Origin of the sequence: Escherichia sp. MOD1-EC7011, from assembly GCF_002965005.1 — a bacterium.
Classification (GTDB): Bacteria; Pseudomonadota; Gammaproteobacteria; order Enterobacterales; family Enterobacteriaceae; genus Escherichia; species Escherichia ruysiae.
In genome coordinates this window covers 1-19,720 of sequence record NZ_PTRD01000015.1, presented here as the reverse complement: position 1 = coordinate 19,720, position 19,720 = coordinate 1, and the positions used below count along the sequence as shown (strand labels likewise).

The following is a 19,720-nucleotide window of genomic DNA, read 5'->3' as shown; positions in this document are numbered from 1 at the left end:
CTAAAGGACACAATATGATTTATCCTGATGAAGCAATGCTTTACGCACCGGTTGAATGGCACGACTGTTCCGAAGGTTTCGAGGACATTCGTTATGAAAAATCTGCCGACGGTATCGCAAAAATCACCATTAATCGTCCGCAGGTGCGCAATGCCTTCCGTCCTCTGACGGTAAAAGAGATGATCCAGGCGCTGGCGGATGCGCGTTATGACGATAACATCGGCGTGATCATTCTGACTGGCGCAGGCGATAAAGCGTTCTGCTCTGGCGGCGATCAAAAAGTCCGTGGTGACTACGGTGGTTATAAAGATGACTCCGGCGTACATCACCTGAACGTGCTGGACTTCCAGCGCCAGATCCGTACCTGTCCAAAACCGGTTGTCGCGATGGTGGCTGGCTACTCCATCGGCGGCGGTCACGTTCTGCACATGATGTGCGATCTGACCATTGCGGCAGAAAACGCCATCTTCGGTCAGACTGGGCCGAAAGTCGGTTCCTTCGACGGCGGCTGGGGCGCTTCCTATATGGCGCGTATTGTCGGGCAGAAAAAAGCGCGTGAAATCTGGTTCCTGTGCCGTCAGTATGACGCGAAACAGGCGCTGGATATGGGGCTGGTTAACACCGTTGTGCCGCTGGCGGATCTGGAAAAAGAAACCGTCCGCTGGTGCCGCGAAATGCTGCAAAACAGCCCGATGGCGCTGCGCTGCCTGAAAGCTGCGCTGAACGCCGACTGCGACGGTCAGGCAGGGCTGCAAGAGCTGGCGGGTAACGCCACCATGCTGTTCTACATGACGGAAGAAGGTCAGGAAGGTCGTAATGCTTTCAACCAGAAACGTCAGCCTGATTTCAGCAAATTTAAACGGAATCCGTAATGCGTAGCGCGCAGGTATACCGCTGGCAGATCCCCATGGACGCGGGGGTGGTTCTGCGCGACAGGCGGTTAAAAACCCGCGACGGGCTGTACGTTTGCCTGCTCGATGGCGGGCGCGAAGGGTGGGGAGAGATCTCCCCACTGCCGGGCTTCAGTCAGGAAACCTGGGAAGAGGCGCAAAGCGTGCTGCTTGCCTGGGTAAATGACTGGCTGGCAGGCGATTGCGAATTACCGCAAATGCCTTCCGTCGCCTTTGGCGTGAGCTGCGCGCTGGCAGAGCTTACTGATACGTTGCCGCAAGCAGCCAATTACCGTGCGGCACCGCTGTGTAACGGTGATCCGGACGATCTGATCCTCAAACTTGCCGATATGCCTGGCGAGAAAGTGGCGAAGGTCAAAGTGGGATTGTACGAAGCCGTGCGCGATGGCATGGTAGTGAATCTGTTGCTGGAAGCGGTTCCGGATCTGCATTTGCGTCTTGACGCGAATCGCGCCTGGACGCCGCTGAAGAGCCAGCAGTTTGCCAAATATGTCAATCCGGATTATCGCGACCGCATCGCTTTTCTCGAAGAACCGTGCAAAACACGCGATGATTCCCGCGCCTTTGCCCGTGAAACTGGCATTGCCATTGCCTGGGATGAAAGCCTGCGCGAGCCGGATTTTGCCTTTGTGGCGGAAGAGGGCGTGCGCGCGGTGGTGATCAAACCCACGCTCACTGGCAGCCTGGATAAAGTACGCGAGCAGGTGCAGGCGGCGCACGCGCTGGGGCTGACGGCGGTGATCAGTTCTTCCATCGAGTCGAGCTTAGGCTTAACGCAACTGGCGCGGATTGCGGCCTGGTTAACGCCAGACACCATTCCGGGTCTGGACACGCTGGATCTGATGCAGGCGCAGCAGGTTCGTCGCTGGCCGGGTAGCCCGCTACCGTTAGTGGAAGTAGATGCACTGGAGCGGCTGCTATGATCTTCTCTGACTGGCCGTGGCGTCACTGGCGGCAGGTGCGGGGAGATGCCATCGCCTTGCGTCTCAATGACGAGCAACTCAACTGGCGCGAGCTTTGTGCTCGCGTCGATGAATTAGCGTCGGGCTTTGCGGCGCAGGGCGTAGTTGAGGGCAGCGGCGTGATGTTGCGGGCGTGGAATACGCCGCAAACGCTGCTGGCCTGGCTTGCGTTGTTGCAATGCGGTGCGCGGGTGCTTCCCGTCAACCCACAGCTTCCGCAGCCGTTGCTTGAGGAGTTGCTGCCCAATCTTACGCTGCAATTTGCGCTGGTGCCGGAAGGGGAGAACACCTTTCCGGCGTTAACGTCGCTGCAAATTCAGGCTGGAGAGGGCGCATATGCAGCTATGTGGCAGCCGACACGCCTGTGCTCAATGACGTTGACCTCTGGTTCTACCGGGTTGCCGAAAGCCGCTGTCCATACTTATCAGGCTCATCTTGCCAGCGCCGAAGGGGTGTTATCGCTGATTCCGTTTGGCGATCACGATGACTGGCTGCTCTCTTTGCCGCTATTTCATGTTTCCGGGCAGGGAATTATGTGGCGCTGGTTGTATGCTGGCGCGCGGATGACGGTACGCGATAAACAGCCGCTGGAGCAAATGCTGGCAGGCTGTACTCACGCTTCGCTGGTGCCGACGCAGCTCTGGCGTTTGCTGGTTAACCGTAGTTCAGTTTCCCTGAAAGCGGTATTGCTTGGCGGCGCGGCAATCCCGGTCGAATTGACGGAACAGGCACGCGAGCAGGGTATTCGTTGCTTTTGCGGCTATGGTCTGACCGAGTTTGCCTCCACGGTGTGTGCGAAAGAAGCCGACGGTCTGGCAGACGTCGGTTCGCCGCTGCCCGGTCGGGAAGTGAAAGTTGTTAACGATGAGGTATGGTTGCGCGCTGCCAGTATGGCAGAAGGTTACTGGCGTAACGGGCAACTGGTGTCGCTGCTCAATGATGAAGGCTGGTACGCTACGCGCGATCGCGGCGAGATGCATAACGGTAAACTGACCATTGTCGGGCGCTTGGATAATCTGTTCTTTAGCGGTGGCGAAGGTATTCAGCCGGAAGAGGTGGAGCGGGTTATTGCTGCGCATCCTGCGGTTTTGCAGGTGTTTATCGTCCCCGTTGCAGACAATGAGTTTGGTCATCGCCCGGTAGCTGTGGTGGAGTATGACCAGGACAGCGTGGATCTTAGCGAATGGGTGAAAGATAAGCTGGCTCGTTTTCAGCAACCGGTGCGTTGGCTGACGTTGCCATCAGAACTGAAAAACGGCGGCATTAAAATTTCACGCCAGGCGTTGAAAGAGTGGGTTCAACGCCAGCAGTAATGGAACATCCGTTTCACTTCTCATTTTTGCCATTCCATTGCCGTTGATAAAGAGTTTATCTGTTAATCTGTAACTTAATGTGAAAACTCTTAGTTAACAGGATAATGCAATGGAATGGCTGGTCAAAAAATCGTGTTGCGATAAACAAGATAAGAGACATGTAATTATGCTCTGCGATGCTGGCGGCGTGATAAAAATGATCGCTGAAGTGAAGAGTGACTTCGCCGTGAAAGTGGGGGATTTACTCTCGCCTTTGCAGAATGCGCTTTACTGTATTAATCGTGAAAAGTTGCACACGGTGAAAGTCCTCTCGGCAAGCAGTTACAGCCCCGATGAGTGGGAACGGCAGTGTAAATCGGCTGGGAAAATTCAGTAACGTTGTTTTGTCGTGGGAAGGAAAATCAGCATTAATCCGCTCGCAATACAGGTTACGCCCAGCAGCGCTTTCAGTGAAAAAGTCCCTTCCCAACCAGGAAGCACCATTGAAGCAATCCATACCAGTACATAACTCATACTCAGTAAGGCATAGGCTTTGCTGAGTGCCAGTTGATGTAACGCTTTATACCAGCAAAAAACGGAGATCAGATAACCAAGCAATCCGACCAGCAGAATCTGAGCACCGGTATCAAAAGCAAAAAACGCCGCGATAAAATCCCGCCACCGCGTCATCGATGGCAGATGACTTGCCGCATAACCCAGACTTAATTGTGCTGCAGAAGCAATCATGACGCTGAACAATCCCCACATCAGCCCCATTACACCGTACTCCCCAGGATCACAATGCCGCCAATAATGAATGCTACCCCGCACCAGTGACGCAGCGATACCGGCTCGTGCCACAGTTTTACTGCCGCCAGCGTCACCCAGACAAAATTCAGACTCAACATCGGGTAGGCAATGCCTACCGGAACGCTCTGCAAGACCAGTAGCCAGAGCACCATCGCAAGGCCAAGACAAGCCAGCGCCAGTCCCAGCCACAGTACGATATGTTTGCGCCGCTTTTTTATTGCCACAAAGCCGGTTGCCTGTTTCTGACACAACTGCCCGGCTACGCTAAGCAGACTGGCAAAGACTAAAATCATCCAGATCATTTGGGACGATACTGAATGAGCACCAGACGTCCCTGATGATCGATGGCATCAGCGGGCGGAATGGCGAGACTGTTGATGTCTTCATCGCGGTCAACCGAAAGCACGAGTGTAATCATCCCCTCCTGACGATGTTGATTAAGCCAGTTTGCGAACTCATCACCGCTGACAAATCTCCCTTGCGCATCCGGATAATTAAGGCCGTATTTCAATTCACCCGTCTGGCGATACATGATGATGTCATCGCGTTGCAGGCTCCATGCCAGACCAGCGGCAACGCCGACGCTGTCGGTAAGAATATAGCGGCTTGGCTGCAGTGATTCTTGTGTCATCTCGACAAAAAATTGCGGATGTTTTCCTTCCATAACTCTGTCAGGAATTGAAAATCCTACCAGCAACGCCATCCCCAGCGGGCAAAGCGCGGCATAAGGCCAGGTTTTATCCACGTTTGTTAAGGTATACCAGCCGAAAAATGCCCATAGCGAAAAAATCGACCATGCACAGAAGACTTTATAGCTCTCGAAGGTTTGCCACACTGGCGTGTTCATTGCTCCCCAGGGGGAGACTACAAACGTGGCAATAATGCCAGTGACACCAAAAGCGATGTTAATCCAGCCATTCATCCGCAACGCCAGAGGATTATTTTTTGCTGCCAGCAAAGCGTAATGCGCCATCAGCATTGCCAGAGGTGCAAAGCAGGAAAGAATATAGGTAGGTAATTTGCCTTTCGCGACGGAGAAAAACAGCAGCGGCATCACCGTCCAGCTCAACAAATAGACGGTTGCGGAATGCTTGCGGTTTTTCCAGCCTGTGTACAGTGCACCGGGGAGTAACCCCAGCCACGGCAGGCTACCGGCAATAATGACCGGCAAGTAGTACCAGAACGGGGCTTTATGCTGGGCATCATCCATCGCAAAGCGTTGAATATGCTCAACCCAGAAAAAATAATGCCAGAAGTCAGACTCCCGCTGCGCTATCGCCAGTCCCCAGGGGAGAACCGTCAGTACGCAACTGATAACCGCCAGCCAGCCGTAAATAAAGAGATCTTTCCAGCGTTTTTGCGTCGCTACCCACGGCAGCACGCTTAATACCGGGACGGCGAGGGCGAGAAAACCTTTAGTCATCACCCCCATGCCGCAGGTGATCCCCAGCAGTAAAAATCCCACGCTTTTGCCTTTCCACGTCTGTGCCTGCATTGCCAGCCAGAAGCTGCACATTCCCGCCACCAGCCAGAATGCAATAAACGGATCGAGCACGGCATAAGTGCCGATGGCATAGACAATAAACAATGAGAGATAAATCACTGCGGCGAGTAGTGCCAGACGTTTATCGCGCCATAAGCGCAGTGTAAACCAGGCCACCAGCGCGGCGGTTAACAGGGTCGCAAAGATAACGCCTGCCCGCACACCAACGTTATTCGCACCAAATAGCCATTGCCCAATGCTGTTAATCCAGTATCCGGCAATGGGTTTTTCAAAATAACGTAGCCCTAACAGATGGGGCACAATCCAGTCTCCGGATGCCAGCATTTCCCGACTGATTTCCGCATAACGCGTTTCATCTGGTTGCCAGAGCAGACGATAATTAATCGGCAAGAGATAATAGGCGGTGATAAACGCAAAGAATGCTGCGTAATAGCGAATGGATTTCATGGAAGCATTCCCGCAGCTTGTTGGCAACCCAGCCAGCCTTCACGTCCGGCAATACTTCCGCGAACAACTTGTCCGAGCGGCAACGTTTCTGATAACAGTTCGCTTAAAGGGCAAAATGTCACGCCTTCCTGGGCAGCACGTTTCAGGAGATCCACAAAATTATGCTGATAAGCGCAGCCTTCAACTTCGGCATGAATGGTATAAACCGGCGTGCCTTTATCTCGCAGGATGCGGTTGAGTAGCCAGCCATTAAAATCTTCCGCTTTCACATCCCGACCAATCACTTCATCCCAGGTGGGTAAGGTCACCGGAATTTGCGTAGTACCGGGTTTTCCTGATTCGAGCAATGGACGAAACGGCATCGCCCCACGACAATCGCTGTTGTAGCGCAAATGGAACGCTTCTTTTGCTTCGATCACCTGCTGGTCGGCACGCCAGCCCGCAGCGGCAGAACAGGTTACCGGTTGGCCGATAATCTCTTCAAGGGTGCGAAGACCACGTGCAATATCGTCGACCATCGTTTGGCGATCCCAGTTACCGCTTTGGGCTTGCCAGGCATGGTGATCCCAGGCGTGCAGGCCGACTTCGTGGTATTTAGCCGCTTCGCGAATGATATCGGCGTTGGCATAACCAATCTCTTTACCTGGCCATGCCGTACCGGCCAGTAAAATATCCCAGCCATAAAGCGATGCCGCGTTTGAGCGCAGCATCTTCCACAAAAACTGTGGTTTCACTAGCCGCCAGAGATGGCGACCCATATTGTCCGGGCCGACGCTGAAAAAAATGCTGGCCTGAATATTATGCTTACTCAAGATTTCCAGAAGACGCGGCACGCCTTCACGGGTGCCACGAAAGGTATCGACATCAATGCGTAAGCCCACTTTGGTCATGATCATTTTTCCGTAAGATCGACAGTGCGCAGGAAGAAATCCAGTGTTTCGTCGATGGTTTCCTGCATATCAATTTTCGGTTCCCAGCCCAGGCAGCGGTGGGCATTGCGGATGCTCGGTTTACGATGCTCTACGTCCTGATATCCTTTGCCGTAGTAGCTGCTACTTTCGACAACCCGAAAGCCCGCAAACGGTGGGAAGTGATGGCGCAGTGGATGTTTTTCGAAGCTCGCCAGCAGCATCTCGCCCAGTTCCTCAATGCTCGCTTCGTTATCAGGATTGCCAATGTTGATAATTTCGCCGTCGCAGCGATTTCCCGCATTTTCGATAATACGGTATAACGCTTCAATGCCATCCCGAATATCAGTAAAGCAGCGTTTTTGTTTTCCGCCATCAATCAGCTTAATCGGTGAACCTTCCACCAGGTTGAGAATGAGTTGCGTAATAGCGCGCGAACTGCCAATTCGCGCCGCATTCAGGTTATCCAGCCTTGGCCCCATCCAGTTAAACGGACGGAAGAGGGTGAACTGTAAACCTTCTTTTTCGCCATACGCCCAGAGCACCCGATCAAGTAATTGTTTTGAAACCGAATAAATCCAGCGCGGTTTATTCACCGGGCCGACGATTAAATTAGAATGGTCTTCATCGAAGTATTTATCGCTACACATCCCATAAACTTCTGAAGTCGACGGGAAGATGATTCGCTTACGGTACTTCACGCAATAACGGATAATGCGCAGATTCTCTTCAAAATCGAGTTCAAATACGCGCAGCGGGTTGCGGGTATATTCAATCGGTGTGGCTATCGCCACCAGCGGCAAGACGACATCACATTTTTTGACGTGATACTCAATCCATTCGGAATGAATACTGATATCGCCTTCGACAAAGTGAAAATGCGGATGATTCAGAAAACGGCTTATCGCATCGCTGCCGATATCCAGACCGTAAACTTCATAATGATCTTCGCGCAGCAGGCGTTCTGTCAGATGGTTACCAATAAAGCCATTCACCCCGAGGATGAGTACCCGGGTACGGTGTTGGGCAGCGCAGGTTGATTGGCTATTTAATCGTGAACCTTGCACCAGCCCCAGCGTTTGCGCTAATTGTGAGCCTTGCATGGTAATGCCGTCGCCCGCCTGTCCGGTGACGATTTCCAGCGTGCCATAACCACAGGCAATCAACAGCGGTGAAACAGAAATCACGCTGCCCGACTGTGCGGCAGTAGTAAGGGAATGAACGCGGGACGACCAGACTGTAAATTTCTGATTGCCAACATAGCTAAAGGCGCCAGGCCAGGGATCGGCAACGGCACGCACCATGTTGTGGAGTTCACAAGCCGGTTTATGCCATTCGAGGCGGCTGTCCTCCGGTGTTCTGCGACCAAAACAGGTGGCTTCGTTCTCACGCTGGGCGATTTCCAGAATATTACCGTGTTTAATAGCGGGTAACGTCTGTTCCAGTAACTGACGCGCGGCGTGGCACAATTTATGATGTAGCGTAATGGCAATATCATCCGGCGCAATGGTAACGCGTAGCTGGGCAATAATGGCTCCGGCATCGGCACGCTTCACCATTCGGTGCAACGTAACGCCAGTTTCCGTTTCACCGTTCACCAGCACCCAGTTCAGCGGCGCGCGACCACGATATTTCGGTAACAGCGAACCATGCAGATTAAATGCGCCTGCGGGAGCAAGCTGCAAAATCTCGTCGCTGATCAAATGGCGATAATAAAAAGAGAAAATCACATCAGGTGACAGTTGGGCTATGCGTTCTACCCACAGCGGATGGTTAACGTTATCCGGCGCGTAAACCGGAATGCCTCTTTCCGCCGCCAGACGAGCCACCGAACCATAAAACGCTTTTTCGCCAGGATTATCGGTATGAGTAAAAATGGCGCTAATTTCGTAACCGGCAGCCAGCAAGCCTTCAATGCCCAGGCATCCCATATCGTGATAGGCAAAAACGGCGGTTTTCATTATTCATTTTCCTTGCTGGATGGACGGATAACTTGCTGAACAAAATAGCGGGGGCGGGCGCGGACATCGGTGTAGATCCTGCCGATATATTCACCGAGCAAGCCCATGCCGATAAACTGAGCGCCAATAAAGGTAAACAGCACGGCAAACAGCATAAAGACGCCTTCAGCCGCCCATTGTGGTCCGAAGGTCAGGCGTAAAATCACCAGCAGCACCGCGATGCTAAAACCGCCAATCGCAATAATGCTGCCGAGCAGACTCAGCATACGTAGCGGCGTAGTGGTAAGGCAGGTCACCAGGTCGTACATCAAATTAATCAGGCGCATAAAGCTGTATTTGGATTCACCAAACTCACGCTCGGCATGATGCACCGGAATTTCAATGGCGCGGCGGGCAAAGATATTCGCCAGAATAGGAATAAAGGTGCTGCGTTCATGGCAGTGCAACATCGCATCGACAATATGCCGGCGATAAGCGCGCAGCATACAGCCGTAGTCGCCCATCGCTTTGCCGGTGGTGTGCTGGATAAGCCGGTTAATCATCTTCGAGGCGGTTTTACGAAACCAGCTGTCCTGGCGATTCTGGCGCACAGTCCCTACCACGTCGTAACCTTCATCGGCTTTTTCCACCAGGTGGGGGATTTCTTCTGGTGGATTCTGGAGATCGGCATCAAGAGTAATGATTAAGTCGCCGGTAACGTGACTGAATCCCGCCATAATTGCCGAATGTTGTCCGTAATTGCGGTTAAGCAAAATAGACACAATATGGCTGCCCTCCGCTTGTGAGGCATCGACCAGCATTTGTGCGGAGTTGTCGTTACTGCCGTCATCAACCAACAGTATTTCATACTCTTTGCCCAGTGATTCACAAGCTGCGGTGGTGCGCCTGATTAATTCCGGTAAACTTTCCTGCTCGTTATAAACGGGAATAACCACCGAGACTTTCTTAACAGGGTGGATTTCAAACATGGCTTATTGTCCTGCGAGTTGCTGAAGGGCAGTGATGACGCGATCGGCATCGGCGGTGGTCATATCCGGGAACAGCGGCAACGAACAGATGCGTTCGCTATTCCATTCCGTATTCGGCAACGACAGCGTTGGAAAACGCTCGCGATAATATTTTTGCGTGTGGGCGGCGCGGAAATGTAACCCGGTTCCAATGCCTCTTTCTTTTAACGCTTCCATCAGAGCATCGCGGCTGATACCACAACGTTGTTCATCAACACGAATGATAAACAGATGCCAGGCGTGAACGTGTGACCATGCAGGAACGCTTAAAGGCTGGAAAGGGAGAGTTGCCAGTGCTTGCTGATATTGCAGGGCAATGTCGCGACGGCGAGTATTTAGTTGCTCTAATTTATTCAACTGCGTCAGAGCTATCGCAGCGTTAATATCGGTCAGATTGTACTTATAGCCTGGCGTTAATACTTCAGCCTGCGGTGTGCGGCCCCAGGTTTGTCTGTCGTATGCATCGACACCCAGACCATGAAATTTCAACATGCGTAACTGGCGGGCGAGGCTTTCATTATCGGTAACAATCAGGCCGCCTTCCGCGCAGGTAATATTTTTGATGGCGTGAAACGAAAAAATAGCGGTGCCCTTTGCACCAGTATGCTGACCTTTGTAATACGTACCGACGGCGTGGGCGGCATCTTCAATGACCGCGATACCGTGGCGTTCAGCAATGGCGCGAATGGCGTCAATATCTGCTGGCGCTCCGGCATAATGCACCGGGATAATCGCTTTGGTGTAGGGCGTAATGGCCGCTTCGATCGCTTCAGGCGTGATCATCAGCGTATCGCGATCAACGTCCACCATCACCGGCGTTGCGCCCAACAGAGAGATCATATTGAGGGTTGAAACCCAGGTCATGGAGGGGGTGATGACTTCATCATCAGCGCCAATCCCCAGCGCCATCAGCGTGATATGCATTCCAGCAGTGGCCGAGCTGACTGCGATGGCATGTTGATTTCCTGTCAACTGGCAAAAGGCCGCTTCCAGTGCTTGATTCTTCGGGCCAGTGGTGATCCAACCGGATTCGAAAACCTCTTGAGCTGCAGCGAGTTCTTCTGCGCCTATTGCCGGACGCGAAAAAGGTAAAAAGTCTGACATCGTTTTTCCTTCGGCCATTGAATACCTTTCCCTGTTATTCGCTAATATCTGTCATAGGGAACGTTATGTGTATTTTGCCATTTGGAGTGAAATTCTAAGGGTAGAATATTAATTTAACCTTAAGGGATGAATATAAGGCTTAAATATTATTTTTTTTGTTTTTGTATCTTATTCAGGCTTTTAATTTGACAAGATTTAAGGCATTTTGCGTGCATCGTAATGTTTTAATACTATCCCAGCCACTATTTACCGGTGAAAATGTCGTTTGTTTTCGCGGTCATTTAGCTGGCTACGCTTGTCTATAGGTGGAGCTTAAGTGTTAGCTTTTAGTGGGACTTCGTTGAAGTCTAAAAAATATATCTACATTTTACTGGCGCTTGGGTCGATTGTGGGGCTGGGTACACATGCTGCCTGGAGCAGTAATGGTTTGCCGCGTATCGACAATAAAACGCTGGCCAGATTAGCGCAGCAGCACCCGGTTGTGGTTCTGTTTCGCCATGCGGAACGCTGCGATCGCTCCTCTAATCAATGCTTGTCAGACAAAACAGGCATTACGGTGAAAGGTGCTCAGAATGCCCGTGAACTGGGCAAAGCTTTTAGCGCGGACATCCCTGATTTCGATCTTTATTCCAGTAATGCCGTTCGGACTATTCAATCAGCGACCTGGTTTTCTGCTGGAAAAAAACTGACGGTAGATAAACGGTTTTTACAATGTAGAAATGAGATTTATAGCACAATTAAGGAGTTGCAAAGCAAAGCTCCAGATAAAAATATCGTTATTTTCACCCATAACCATTGTCTGACCTATATCGCAAAAGATAAACGTAGCGTGACATTTAAACCAGATTATCTGGATGGGTTGGTAATGCATGTGGAAAAAGGCAACGTTTTACTGGATGGTGAGTTTGTTAATCGGTGATTTTTTAATATGACAGCCAATAATGGCTGTCATTACTGTTACATCAGGCCTTTCAAACGTAATGTTTTTTGGGTGGCAACATTCAGATCATAGTGAGCAAGATCTTCAGGTTTTACCCATGCGTATTCCTGAAACTCTTCGTTAATTTTCACTTCACGGTTGGCAGAGACGCAGTCAAAGATCAGGTAAATCATATAAATCTCTTCCTTGCGGCCATCTGCATATGTCTTGATGCGAATATCATCACTGAACGTCCACGGCGTGATGTCAGTAAGAATCAGTTGCTCGCCCAGCTCTTCTCTGATTTCACGACGTAATGCTTCTTCAATGCGCTCACCGGGTTCTACGCCGCCGCCAGACAGCGCCCATTGTCCGGGGAAAACGCCGCGATCGTCGGCCATTTTACACAGCAGATAAGCACCATCATTTTGAATTAAGGGACAAACTATAGTCCGTTGCCGCATGGGAATATTCCTTACCACCAAAAATAAAACAAAAGAATACGGCAATGGATCAACGCGTGAAAGTGGCATTGGTCTTTTTTGCGATGATAATCATGGTGATTGTTTTTTTTGGTTTCATCTTTTTGGTGGCTACTTTTTCTGCACTTAATTATTCAAGAAGTATTTAGTTACAATAAGTTAGCAGATCGCTTTTTTCACGCATTGAATCTTCTGTGTCAGGCAGTACAATCCCGCAGCTTTGGGGACTTTTAATTATCTTCTTGCGGGAAAAGGTAAAAATGAAAAAATTTGCGCTGCCAGTTCTGGCTGGAATGCTATTGGTTTCTGCATCGGCAAATGCGATAAGCATTAGCGGTCAGGCGGGAAAAGAATATACCAATATTGGCGTCGGTTTCGGTACTGAATCGACCGGTCTGGCATTAAGCGGTAACTGGACACATAACGATGACGACGGTGACGTCGCGGGCGTGGGTCTGGGATTGAATCTGCCGTTGGGACCGTTAATGGCAACGGTGGGCGGTAAAGGCGTTTACACCAACCCGAACGACGGCGATGAAGGCTATGCCGCAGCGGTAGGCGGTGGCTTGCAGTGGCAAATTGGCGATAGCTTCCGTCTGTTTGGTGAGTATTACTACTCTCCGGATTCGCTCTCCAGCGGTATTAAAAGTTATGAAGAAGCGAATGCTGGCGCGCGTTACACCATTATGCGTCCAGTCAGTATTGAGGCGGGTTATCGCTACCTGAATCTGTCGGGTAAAGACGGTAACCGCGACAACGCCGTGGCTGACGGTCCGTATGTCGGGGTTAACGCCAGTTTCTGATCCCTTCCGGCGCGGCGTTCTGCCGCGCCATTCAGTTTCTTACTACGCCTTATCTCCCTTTGCGTTATAGTGATTCGATAACAAAAGCAGGAGATAACCATGTTAAAAGTGGAAATGTTATCCACCGGGGATGAAGTGTTACACGGGCAAATCGTTGACACTAACGCTGCCTGGCTGGCGGATTTTTTCTTTCACCAGGGATTGCCATTATCTCGCCGCAATACAGTGGGCGATAACCTTGATGATTTAGTGACCATTCTTCGCGAACGTAGTCAGCACGCCGATGTGCTGATCGTCAATGGCGGACTGGGGCCGACCAGTGATGATTTAAGCGCACTCGCCGCAGCGACAGCCAAAGGTGAAAGCCTGGTTCTTCATGAAGCCTGGCTCAATGAGATGGAACGCTATTTCCGCGAACGTGGTCGCGCAATGGCGCCGAGTAATCGCAAACAAGCGGAGCTGCCTGCCAGTGCTGAATTTATCAATAACCCGGTAGGCACCGCTTGTGGTTTTGCCGTACAGCTTCACCGTTGCCTGATATTCTTTACCCCCGGCGTACCGTCGGAGTTTAAGGTGATGGTGGAGCATGAAATCCTGCCGCGCCTGCGCGAGCGTTTTTCTTTGCCGCAGCCGCCGGTTTGTCTGCGGCTGACCACTTTTGGTCGTTCGGAAAGCGATCTGGCACAAAGCCTGGATGCGTTGCAACTGCCGCCAGGTGTGACGATGGGCTATCGCTCTTCCATGCCGATTATTGAACTGAAACTCACTGGACCGGCAAGCGAGCAACAGGCGATGGAAAAACTGTGGCTGGACGTTAAACGCGTCGCCGGGCAGAGCATGATTTTCGAAGGCACAGAAGGACTGCCTGCACAAATCAGTCGCGAACTGCAAAGTCGCCAGTTCAGCCTGACGTTGAGTGAGCAATTCACCGGTGGTTTATTGGCTTTGCAACTCGCGCGCGCAGGTGCGCCATTACTGGCATGTGAAGTGGTTCCTTCACAGGAAGAAACTCTGGCGCAAACTGCACACTGGATTACAGAACGGCGGGCCAACCATTTTGCCGGACTGGCACTGGCTGTTTCTGGTTTCGAGAACGAGCATCTCAACTTTGCGCTAGCCACACCAGACGGCACTTTCGCTCTGCGTGTGCGTTTCAGCACTACGCGCTACAGCCTGGCTATCCGTCAGGAAGTGTGCGCAATGATGGCACTGAATATGCTGCGCCGCTGGCTGAACGGGCAGAACATCGCCAGTGAGCATGGCTGGATTGAGGTTGTTGAGTCGCTGAGACTGTCGCCGCAATAATAGTCCAGGTGCCGGATGCTTCCGGCACCTGTTCGCGGGTTTATTGCTGTTTATTACGGAAACGAAAGATAAAATGTCGCATCCGCATCCGCTTTCCCTGGCGTTACATTACTTTCTGTCTGAATATATCGCGCACTAAAATTCAACGACGTGGCTGATTGCTGAATATTACTTAACTGTAAAACGTAATCAGGTTGATTAAGGGGGATAATATTTTTATTCTTATCTAAGATCTGTACGCCAACCCCAGAGGCAGAATTATTCTGTTGAGTTAGCTTCAGGATTGAATTATTACTTCCACTTACCGTATCGCCTTCAAAACGTATGGCGACATTGGTTCCCGGATCACACGTTAGTCCGATATTAAAATCTACCAGCGCCGAAGTGGAGTTAATCCCTTTGAAGGTGGTGTCGGAATTAATTCCTGCGGCGGGTGATAATGAAACTGGAACATCAGGCGTGTTCAGGTCGCAGCTCAATGAGTGAAGATTAATAATGGTGTTGCTAAATTCGAGAGAAAATGCCTCAATATTATTCCACCAAATGCCAGCATTACTAAAACGAGATAAGTCAATTTCACCACCCTGTAATTCTCCGATGACTTTTAATTGTATGCGGAAATTACCCTCAACGGAGAAGTTGTTTTTATTTGCAGTGCTGGTGCGTTTAGGGTATTCCATGCAGTAATTGTTTGGGGTGGTATTATTATTCTTTAAATCGTAAAATATTTTAATGCCGACGCCAGAATTTTTTCCATTAGTCAAAGGCACATTGAATAAACAGATATCACTGCCGACTAAAGTTGAAGGAGAAGTGGCAAACCCTTCACTGTAATCAGGATAATTATCTGAGCATGTGATCTGTCCTGAGTGACTGGAATGGTAACTTCGATCAAAAATTATGGTTCCTGGCGCTGTGTTTTTATTGTATTCAGAATTGATCGAAATATCAGAAAATGAAACTAATGCCGGCCCACCACTGGTGTAGCTACATGTTTTAGCGAAACTAAGAGAAGGAACAAAGGCTGCTATCAAAATAACCAGCAGCAATAACGCTTCACGACTTGTAACTTTATAAGTACTGATGATTTTTATCTTCATGATGTTAATCACACGCTGCGGTGGCAATAATAAGATTAGTCATGTTTTGCGGTGTCTGAAGTAGTTCTGGTAATATACGAACCTGGCAACTTTCAGTGGCCGATTTTCCCCACTTGACTTGCCATTTTTGATTAGCTTGTGCGCCGGATAAATACGTTTCACCGTTTCGCCCAACGAGGGTTGAAATTTGCTCATCTTTAGCAGTGACTACGGCTCCAAAGGGAACAAATTTGTCTTTATGCATTAAGGTTAAAAGTAATTTCTGACCATATCGCGTTGAAAAATTGGCTACGACTAATGCGCCTTCCGTAGGAATAACTTCTTGTACCGGTTCCGGTATTTCAACATTTGACGGCAAGGTTTGCGTATTGATGGCGATACGGTTGCGCTGAAATGCTGATGCGTAAGGGATGATGGAGTATCCTCGCCAGTCGGTATAAACCGACGTTCCTCTGTTAATGCCCAGCCCACTGGCATCAGGGGCGCGCACCAGAATCGATGATTCACCTAAAGACTGAGCAAGGGTTAATCCATACGGATGCAGAACAATTGCGCCCTGCATATTGTAATTTAATTGCCGTTGATCCTGACCATAGTTCCAGCCTGCGCCAATTACGCCTTTACTGGAGCGATAACTGAGTGACGTATTGCCACCATAACCTTGATCGCCATGACTTTGTTGCAGACTATAACTGAGATTATTATCTTCCAGCGCAGTACCGTTAAGCGCCACACTGTTTAAAGTGTGACCGCTATTACTGCTGGTGTTATTGTAATTAACATGCGCACCAGGTAACCATTTTCCTAGTGGAACGCTGACAGAAAGTGAGAGTTGTTGATCGTTCTTATTATTGTCTGGCATTCGTGTCAGTAAATAACTTAGGCTAAAACTCACATTTTCCCAACTATGACTATACCCTACGCTGAGGCTGCGCTCTTTACCCCCGAGTCCCCAATAATCTTGTTGATAGCCTGAAATATTGAACTGACCAAACGAGGGGATCGCCTGATTAATGGTAAGTTGTAACCGACGATGGCGGTTATAGTTGTTACGGTATGAAAACGCGTCGTCCTCATCATACTCTTTATTATTTTGTGCTTCGCTAAAGGTATAGAAATTCTCTGTGGAATAACGGTAGCCAGCAAGCGTGATATTCGTTTCAGTGCTGGAGAAATTTTTCGAGTAAAGCAATCGGTAAGATTGTCCTTGTTGTGAACTGTCATCAACCGTCTGGCTATATGAACGAGTAATGTCTGCTGAAAGCGAGCCAAAGTGTTGTAAATCGACACCTGCGCCTAATGCGCCAGAACGATAATCACTGGCAAAAATTGTGCCACCATAGAGGGTAATGCCTGCAGGTAAACCGTAAATCAGCGTTGCCTGAGCAAAGCCGGGTTTATCATGGGAGTTATCAGATGAGCGATATTCTCCGCCAGATAAACTATAAGACATGGCTCCTTCTCGTCGCATGACAGGAATTGAAGCTGATGCCTGAATATATTTTTGTTCGCTACCATCAGATTCTTTCACCGTGACTTCCATATCCCCACCAGAAGAAACAGGAGAGACATCATGTAATTCGAAAGGACCTGGGGATACCGTACTTTGGTAAATAATATAATTATTTTGTCGAATCGTCACTTGCGCATTGCTTTTGGCAACGCCGCGAATAACGGGGGCAAAACCTCTCATGCTGTAAGGAAGCATATTTTCATTACTTTCCAGTTTTACCCCACGAAACTGGAAACTATCGAAAACGGCTGAATCTGTCCAGGTATCGCCAAGAATGAGTTTGCTGGTTAACGCAGGGATATTTCGCCAGATATAGGTATCAATATTTTGCCAGGTGCCATCGTTGTAATTAATGTTATTTCTTAAACGCCAGGGACCAAGATTAATACCATTATTCAGATTAAGGTATGAACTATTATCTGAACGACCATCTTGCCAATTATGTGAGCCGCTAAAATAGTAATTTGTAAACAACGCAGGCAATCCATTATCCCATAAAACCGGATCAATATACCCGTTTGCGGCATTGTTCATCGCCAGTTGTGGAACTGACAGATACAGGCGCAGCGAACTTTGCTCAAAGCGCACTGATGAAAAGGGAATATAATTTTCTAAATTCGTCACGATATCGTCATCTGCCAGCGTGGCAAATGACGCGGAGGGGCTATTGGCAACCCCCATAGCGATATACTCTTTTTTGCTTAACACAGGTAAGAGTTTGTTCGCTTTATCATCAACGACAAAATCAATATCTTTACGTGTAATGCGTTGATTATTCATAAAAACATCGACCCGATATTTACCGGGCACCAGGCCATCATTTTTGTCAAAATTTTTAATGGCTTCCAGTTCGCTTTCTGAAGCCCCTGACTCTAAAAGTTTGTAATTAAACACCTCGCGGGCGTAACTGTTTTGTAACAGTGTCAATGGCACTATTGTTACAACAACATGCAAACAAAATAGATGTAAGGAGTTCATGTTAGTATTACTTTCCTTGTACGAGATAATTCCTGTCGTTTTCCTGAACAATCTATTGCGCTTATAACCGGGTCTTTATGGTACTTGTCGTACCGCCGTAATCATTTATTGCTGACCATTCAACACTATTGTTTTCAGAAGAGGATGCGGTCAGAGTATATGTTTGCTCGCCAAATGGATTGAGCATCATTTTCACAACGCCGTTTCCTTTATACGATACGGGCTTACCATTCACTGCCAGAGTGCGGAAGGTGACAAAGTAAGGTGTTGGGTTTTTGGCGATTAGCCTGTTGCCTTGTATCCGGAAAGCGATTTTGCTATAGGCGGTATTGGCATCATCAGCAAGCCCCTGCGGGCGATAAAAAACTTTGAGCTGGCTCTGAACGGCAAATTGCAGTTGATTCGGCACCTGTGAAGACTCTTCTGACATCCCAGGAATGGATTTTACATTTAGCCAAAAAATGGATTCACGATCCTCCGGTAATTTTTGCGTACCGGTATAGATTAAGCGGAAAAGCGTGTTTTTCTGAGCTTCCAGTTTAACTAACGGCGGAGTGAGTACAAATGGCGTTTTCTTATTTGCATCATTGGCAAAGTCACTCATCCAGGCCTGAACAAGGTATGAACGCTCTTTATCTTGATTCGTCACTTCTACAGGGATTTCCCGCGCCGTGGACGGGTAAATAATTCTTGTTCCCCGAATAACCACTCCCCCGTAAGCAATGTTGGCAAATAATACAATCAGTAATAAAGAGTATTTTTTCATGCATTTTTACTTTAGTAATTAAGGGGTGTAGTAATGTCACCCCTTTGAAATATATCATTAATAGTAAGCGATACGATAATCCGCAGTCGCGTTACCCTGACCTTCAGTAATTGTATCTGCTGTTCTGACATAAACCGCTTTATAATTAAAGCTATGCTTGCCATCACCATTGGTTGGGCTAATGGATGAAAGTGTTACCGCAGAGCTTTCTGCATCGGTACGATCAGTAGCAAAATTAATCGGTGAAGAAGCACCTTCACGATAAATACGAATCCCTACGCCTGTTGCTTTATCTGCACCGGTGTCAATTGCCAGGGCTGTATTATCGGTGGCATCGGTGGTATTACCGCTAAATTCAAGGTTGATGCTACCTAATTGTGTCGTACAACCAGTAAGATTAATATTAAAATCTGTTGCAGAGTTTGCTGCTTCATTACCTACAGCAGCGCCAAAATCAGCAACGTCCACTGTCTGAAGCGTTACGGTCTGGTCATTCTGTCCCTTGCCTGTACCTTGCTCTAAGTCACAAGTTGATGCAGTAATTAGCCCATTGAAATGAACTTTACCGGCGGGAGTGTCCGCATAACTTAAAGCCGATATACCCATCAAGAGAACAGATAACGATGGAATGAGAATTTTTGCTTTCACTTAAGTTCCTTTTATATTGATGAATGGAATAATATTATATTTTTAATATATTGAACAGGCGGGATTATATACGCAAATAAATATTTATAAACAATTTTTTTTGCGGGAATTATAAAAGTAATTCTAAACATATAATGCTGGTGAATATGTTTAATTTTTAATAATCGTATATTATTATTCTTTTTGGTAATGTGGTGGTGAATATTATTATTTTTTTCAATTAGTTTTTGAAGGGGCATAATAAAGATACTTTTAGATAGTGATAGTAAATATTTGGGAATATGAATTTAAGTATAAAAT

At 48.8% G+C, this 19,720-nt stretch carries 19 protein-coding genes; 7 read left to right on the top strand and 12 right to left on the bottom strand.

Annotated elements, in window-relative coordinates:
* Positions 1-14: 14 nt before the first annotated feature.
* The 4 genes from menB to pmrD all read left to right on the top strand — a co-directional run bounded on the left by menB (position 15) and on the right by pmrD (position 3,562).
* Entirely contained in the window at positions 15-872 is an 858-nt protein-coding gene (gene menB, locus A7098_RS07210) for a 1,4-dihydroxy-2-naphthoyl-CoA synthase (RefSeq protein ID WP_000639990.1), read from the top strand.
* Positions 872-1,834: an o-succinylbenzoate synthase gene (gene menC, locus A7098_RS07205; protein WP_105280569.1), complete on the top strand. Its 963-nt coding sequence runs from the start codon at positions 872-874 to the stop codon at positions 1,832-1,834. Before menB ends, menC begins: the two co-directional genes overlap by 1 nt.
* The gene (gene menE, locus A7098_RS07200; protein ID WP_105280568.1) at positions 1,831-3,186 is read left to right on the top strand and encodes an o-succinylbenzoate--CoA ligase; all 1,356 of its coding nucleotides are present in this window, start codon (positions 1,831-1,833) and stop codon (positions 3,184-3,186) included. Before menC ends, menE begins: the two co-directional genes overlap by 4 nt.
* 109 nt (positions 3,187-3,295) lie before the next feature.
* Positions 3,296-3,562: a signal transduction protein PmrD gene (pmrD, locus tag A7098_RS07195; RefSeq protein ID WP_032225767.1), complete on the top strand. Its 267-nt coding sequence runs from the start codon at positions 3,296-3,298 to the stop codon at positions 3,560-3,562.
* Here the strand turns inward: pmrD and arnF are convergent.
* The 7 genes from arnF to arnB are packed head-to-tail and all read right to left on the bottom strand — an operon-like array spanning position 3,556 to position 10,906.
* Entirely contained in the window at positions 3,556-3,942 is a 387-nt protein-coding gene (gene arnF / locus A7098_RS07190) for a 4-amino-4-deoxy-L-arabinose-phosphoundecaprenol flippase subunit ArnF (RefSeq protein ID WP_000523886.1), read from the bottom strand. The genes pmrD and arnF overlap by 7 nt on opposite strands.
* Positions 3,942-4,277, bottom strand: a complete 336-nt coding sequence (gene arnE / locus A7098_RS07185; protein WP_000638041.1) for a 4-amino-4-deoxy-L-arabinose-phosphoundecaprenol flippase subunit ArnE — start codon at positions 4,275-4,277, stop codon at positions 3,942-3,944. The genes arnF and arnE overlap by 1 nt, the downstream gene beginning before the upstream one ends.
* Complete coding sequence (gene arnT / locus A7098_RS07180; protein WP_032225766.1) at positions 4,274-5,926, bottom strand: lipid IV(A) 4-amino-4-deoxy-L-arabinosyltransferase; 1,653 nt, start codon at positions 5,924-5,926, stop codon at positions 4,274-4,276. The genes arnE and arnT overlap by 4 nt, the downstream gene beginning before the upstream one ends.
* Entirely contained in the window at positions 5,923-6,816 is an 894-nt protein-coding gene (arnD, locus tag A7098_RS07175; protein ID WP_105280567.1) for a 4-deoxy-4-formamido-L-arabinose-phosphoundecaprenol deformylase, read from the bottom strand. The genes arnT and arnD overlap by 4 nt, the downstream gene beginning before the upstream one ends.
* 2 nt (positions 6,817-6,818) lie before the next feature.
* Complete coding sequence (gene arnA / locus A7098_RS07170; RefSeq protein WP_105280566.1) at positions 6,819-8,795, bottom strand: bifunctional UDP-4-amino-4-deoxy-L-arabinose formyltransferase/UDP-glucuronic acid oxidase ArnA; 1,977 nt, start codon at positions 8,793-8,795, stop codon at positions 6,819-6,821.
* Positions 8,795-9,763 carry an undecaprenyl-phosphate 4-deoxy-4-formamido-L-arabinose transferase gene (arnC, locus tag A7098_RS07165; protein WP_105280565.1) on the bottom strand — a complete coding sequence of 323 codons (969 nt, stop codon included), beginning with the start codon at positions 9,761-9,763 and terminating at the stop codon, positions 8,795-8,797. Before arnC ends, arnA begins: the two co-directional genes overlap by 1 nt.
* Positions 9,764-9,766: 3 nt before the next feature.
* The gene (arnB, locus tag A7098_RS07160; RefSeq protein ID WP_105280588.1) at positions 9,767-10,906 is read right to left on the bottom strand and encodes a UDP-4-amino-4-deoxy-L-arabinose aminotransferase; all 1,140 of its coding nucleotides are present in this window, start codon (positions 10,904-10,906) and stop codon (positions 9,767-9,769) included.
* A 316-nt stretch (positions 10,907-11,222) separates the two neighbouring features.
* Between arnB and ais the strand changes: the two genes are divergently transcribed.
* Positions 11,223-11,825: a lipopolysaccharide core heptose(II)-phosphate phosphatase Ais gene (ais, locus tag A7098_RS07155; protein ID WP_105280564.1), complete on the top strand. Its 603-nt coding sequence runs from the start codon at positions 11,223-11,225 to the stop codon at positions 11,823-11,825.
* Between the two features lie 38 nt (positions 11,826-11,863).
* On the opposite strand, the gene nudI is transcribed toward ais, so the two are convergent.
* On the bottom strand, positions 11,864-12,289 hold the full coding sequence (nudI, locus tag A7098_RS07150; RefSeq protein ID WP_001249882.1) for a nucleoside triphosphatase NudI: 426 nt from the start codon (positions 12,287-12,289) through the stop codon (positions 11,864-11,866).
* A 278-nt stretch (positions 12,290-12,567) separates the two neighbouring features.
* On the opposite strand from nudI, the gene A7098_RS07140 reads away from it, so the two are divergent.
* Positions 12,568-13,110 carry a YfaZ family outer membrane protein gene (locus A7098_RS07140; protein ID WP_000712688.1) on the top strand — a complete coding sequence of 181 codons (543 nt, stop codon included), beginning with the start codon at positions 12,568-12,570 and terminating at the stop codon, positions 13,108-13,110.
* Positions 13,111-13,209: 99 nt separating this feature from the next.
* The gene (locus A7098_RS07135) at positions 13,210-14,415 is read left to right on the top strand and encodes a nicotinamide mononucleotide deamidase-related protein YfaY (protein ID WP_032225758.1); all 1,206 of its coding nucleotides are present in this window, start codon (positions 13,210-13,212) and stop codon (positions 14,413-14,415) included.
* Between the two features lie 53 nt (positions 14,416-14,468).
* Here A7098_RS07135 and A7098_RS07130 read toward each other — a convergent pair whose 3' ends face one another.
* The 4 genes from A7098_RS07130 to A7098_RS07115 form a co-directional block, all read right to left on the bottom strand.
* A complete protein-coding gene (locus A7098_RS07130; protein WP_128568110.1) occupies positions 14,469-15,515 on the bottom strand; it encodes a fimbrial protein in 1,047 nt (348 codons plus the stop codon).
* A gap of 4 nt (positions 15,516-15,519) precedes the next feature.
* Positions 15,520-18,006 (bottom strand): fimbria/pilus outer membrane usher protein, encoded by a 2,487-nt coding sequence (locus A7098_RS07125; RefSeq protein ID WP_001086635.1) that lies wholly within the window; start codon positions 18,004-18,006, stop codon positions 15,520-15,522.
* A 61-nt stretch (positions 18,007-18,067) separates the two neighbouring features.
* On the bottom strand, positions 18,068-18,772 hold the full coding sequence (locus tag A7098_RS07120; RefSeq protein ID WP_105280563.1) for a molecular chaperone: 705 nt from the start codon (positions 18,770-18,772) through the stop codon (positions 18,068-18,070).
* 57 nt (positions 18,773-18,829) lie between these two features.
* Positions 18,830-19,420, bottom strand: coding sequence for a fimbrial protein (locus A7098_RS07115; RefSeq protein WP_000644765.1), 591 nt, complete (start codon positions 19,418-19,420; stop codon positions 18,830-18,832).
* Positions 19,421-19,720 lie beyond the last annotated feature (300 nt).

Excerpts from the sequence above, each read along its gene's own strand:
- arnE (WP_000638041.1), bottom strand. The coding sequence starts at position 4,277 with ATGATCTGGATGATTTTAGTCTTTGCCAGTCTGCTTAGCGTAGCCGGG.
- A7098_RS07130 (WP_128568110.1), bottom strand. The coding sequence starts at position 15,515 with ATGAAGATAAAAATCATCAGTACTTATAAAGTTACAAGTCGTGAAGCG.
- menE (WP_105280568.1), top strand. The coding sequence starts at position 1,831 with ATGATCTTCTCTGACTGGCCGTGGCGTCACTGGCGGCAGGTGCGGGGA.
- menB (WP_000639990.1), top strand. The coding sequence starts at position 15 with ATGATTTATCCTGATGAAGCAATGCTTTACGCACCGGTTGAATGGCAC.
- arnA (WP_105280566.1), bottom strand. The coding sequence starts at position 8,795 with ATGAAAACCGCCGTTTTTGCCTATCACGATATGGGATGCCTGGGCATT.
- A7098_RS07120 (WP_105280563.1), bottom strand. The coding sequence starts at position 18,772 with ATGAAAAAATACTCTTTATTACTGATTGTATTATTTGCCAACATTGCT.
- arnD (WP_105280567.1), bottom strand. The coding sequence starts at position 6,816 with ATGACCAAAGTGGGCTTACGCATTGATGTCGATACCTTTCGTGGCACC.
- nudI (WP_001249882.1), bottom strand. The coding sequence starts at position 12,289 with ATGCGGCAACGGACTATAGTTTGTCCCTTAATTCAAAATGATGGTGCT.
- A7098_RS07140 (WP_000712688.1), top strand. The coding sequence starts at position 12,568 with ATGAAAAAATTTGCGCTGCCAGTTCTGGCTGGAATGCTATTGGTTTCT.
- arnB (WP_105280588.1), bottom strand. The coding sequence starts at position 10,906 with ATGTCAGACTTTTTACCTTTTTCGCGTCCGGCAATAGGCGCAGAAGAA.
- menC (WP_105280569.1), top strand. The coding sequence starts at position 872 with ATGCGTAGCGCGCAGGTATACCGCTGGCAGATCCCCATGGACGCGGGG.
- arnC (WP_105280565.1), bottom strand. The coding sequence starts at position 9,763 with ATGTTTGAAATCCACCCTGTTAAGAAAGTCTCGGTGGTTATTCCCGTT.
- arnF (WP_000523886.1), bottom strand. The coding sequence starts at position 3,942 with ATGGGGCTGATGTGGGGATTGTTCAGCGTCATGATTGCTTCTGCAGCA.
- pmrD (WP_032225767.1), top strand. The coding sequence starts at position 3,296 with ATGGAATGGCTGGTCAAAAAATCGTGTTGCGATAAACAAGATAAGAGA.
- A7098_RS07125 (WP_001086635.1), bottom strand. The coding sequence starts at position 18,006 with ATGAACTCCTTACATCTATTTTGTTTGCATGTTGTTGTAACAATAGTG.
- A7098_RS07135 (WP_032225758.1), top strand. The coding sequence starts at position 13,210 with ATGTTAAAAGTGGAAATGTTATCCACCGGGGATGAAGTGTTACACGGG.
- arnT (WP_032225766.1), bottom strand. The coding sequence starts at position 5,926 with ATGAAATCCATTCGCTATTACGCAGCATTCTTTGCGTTTATCACCGCC.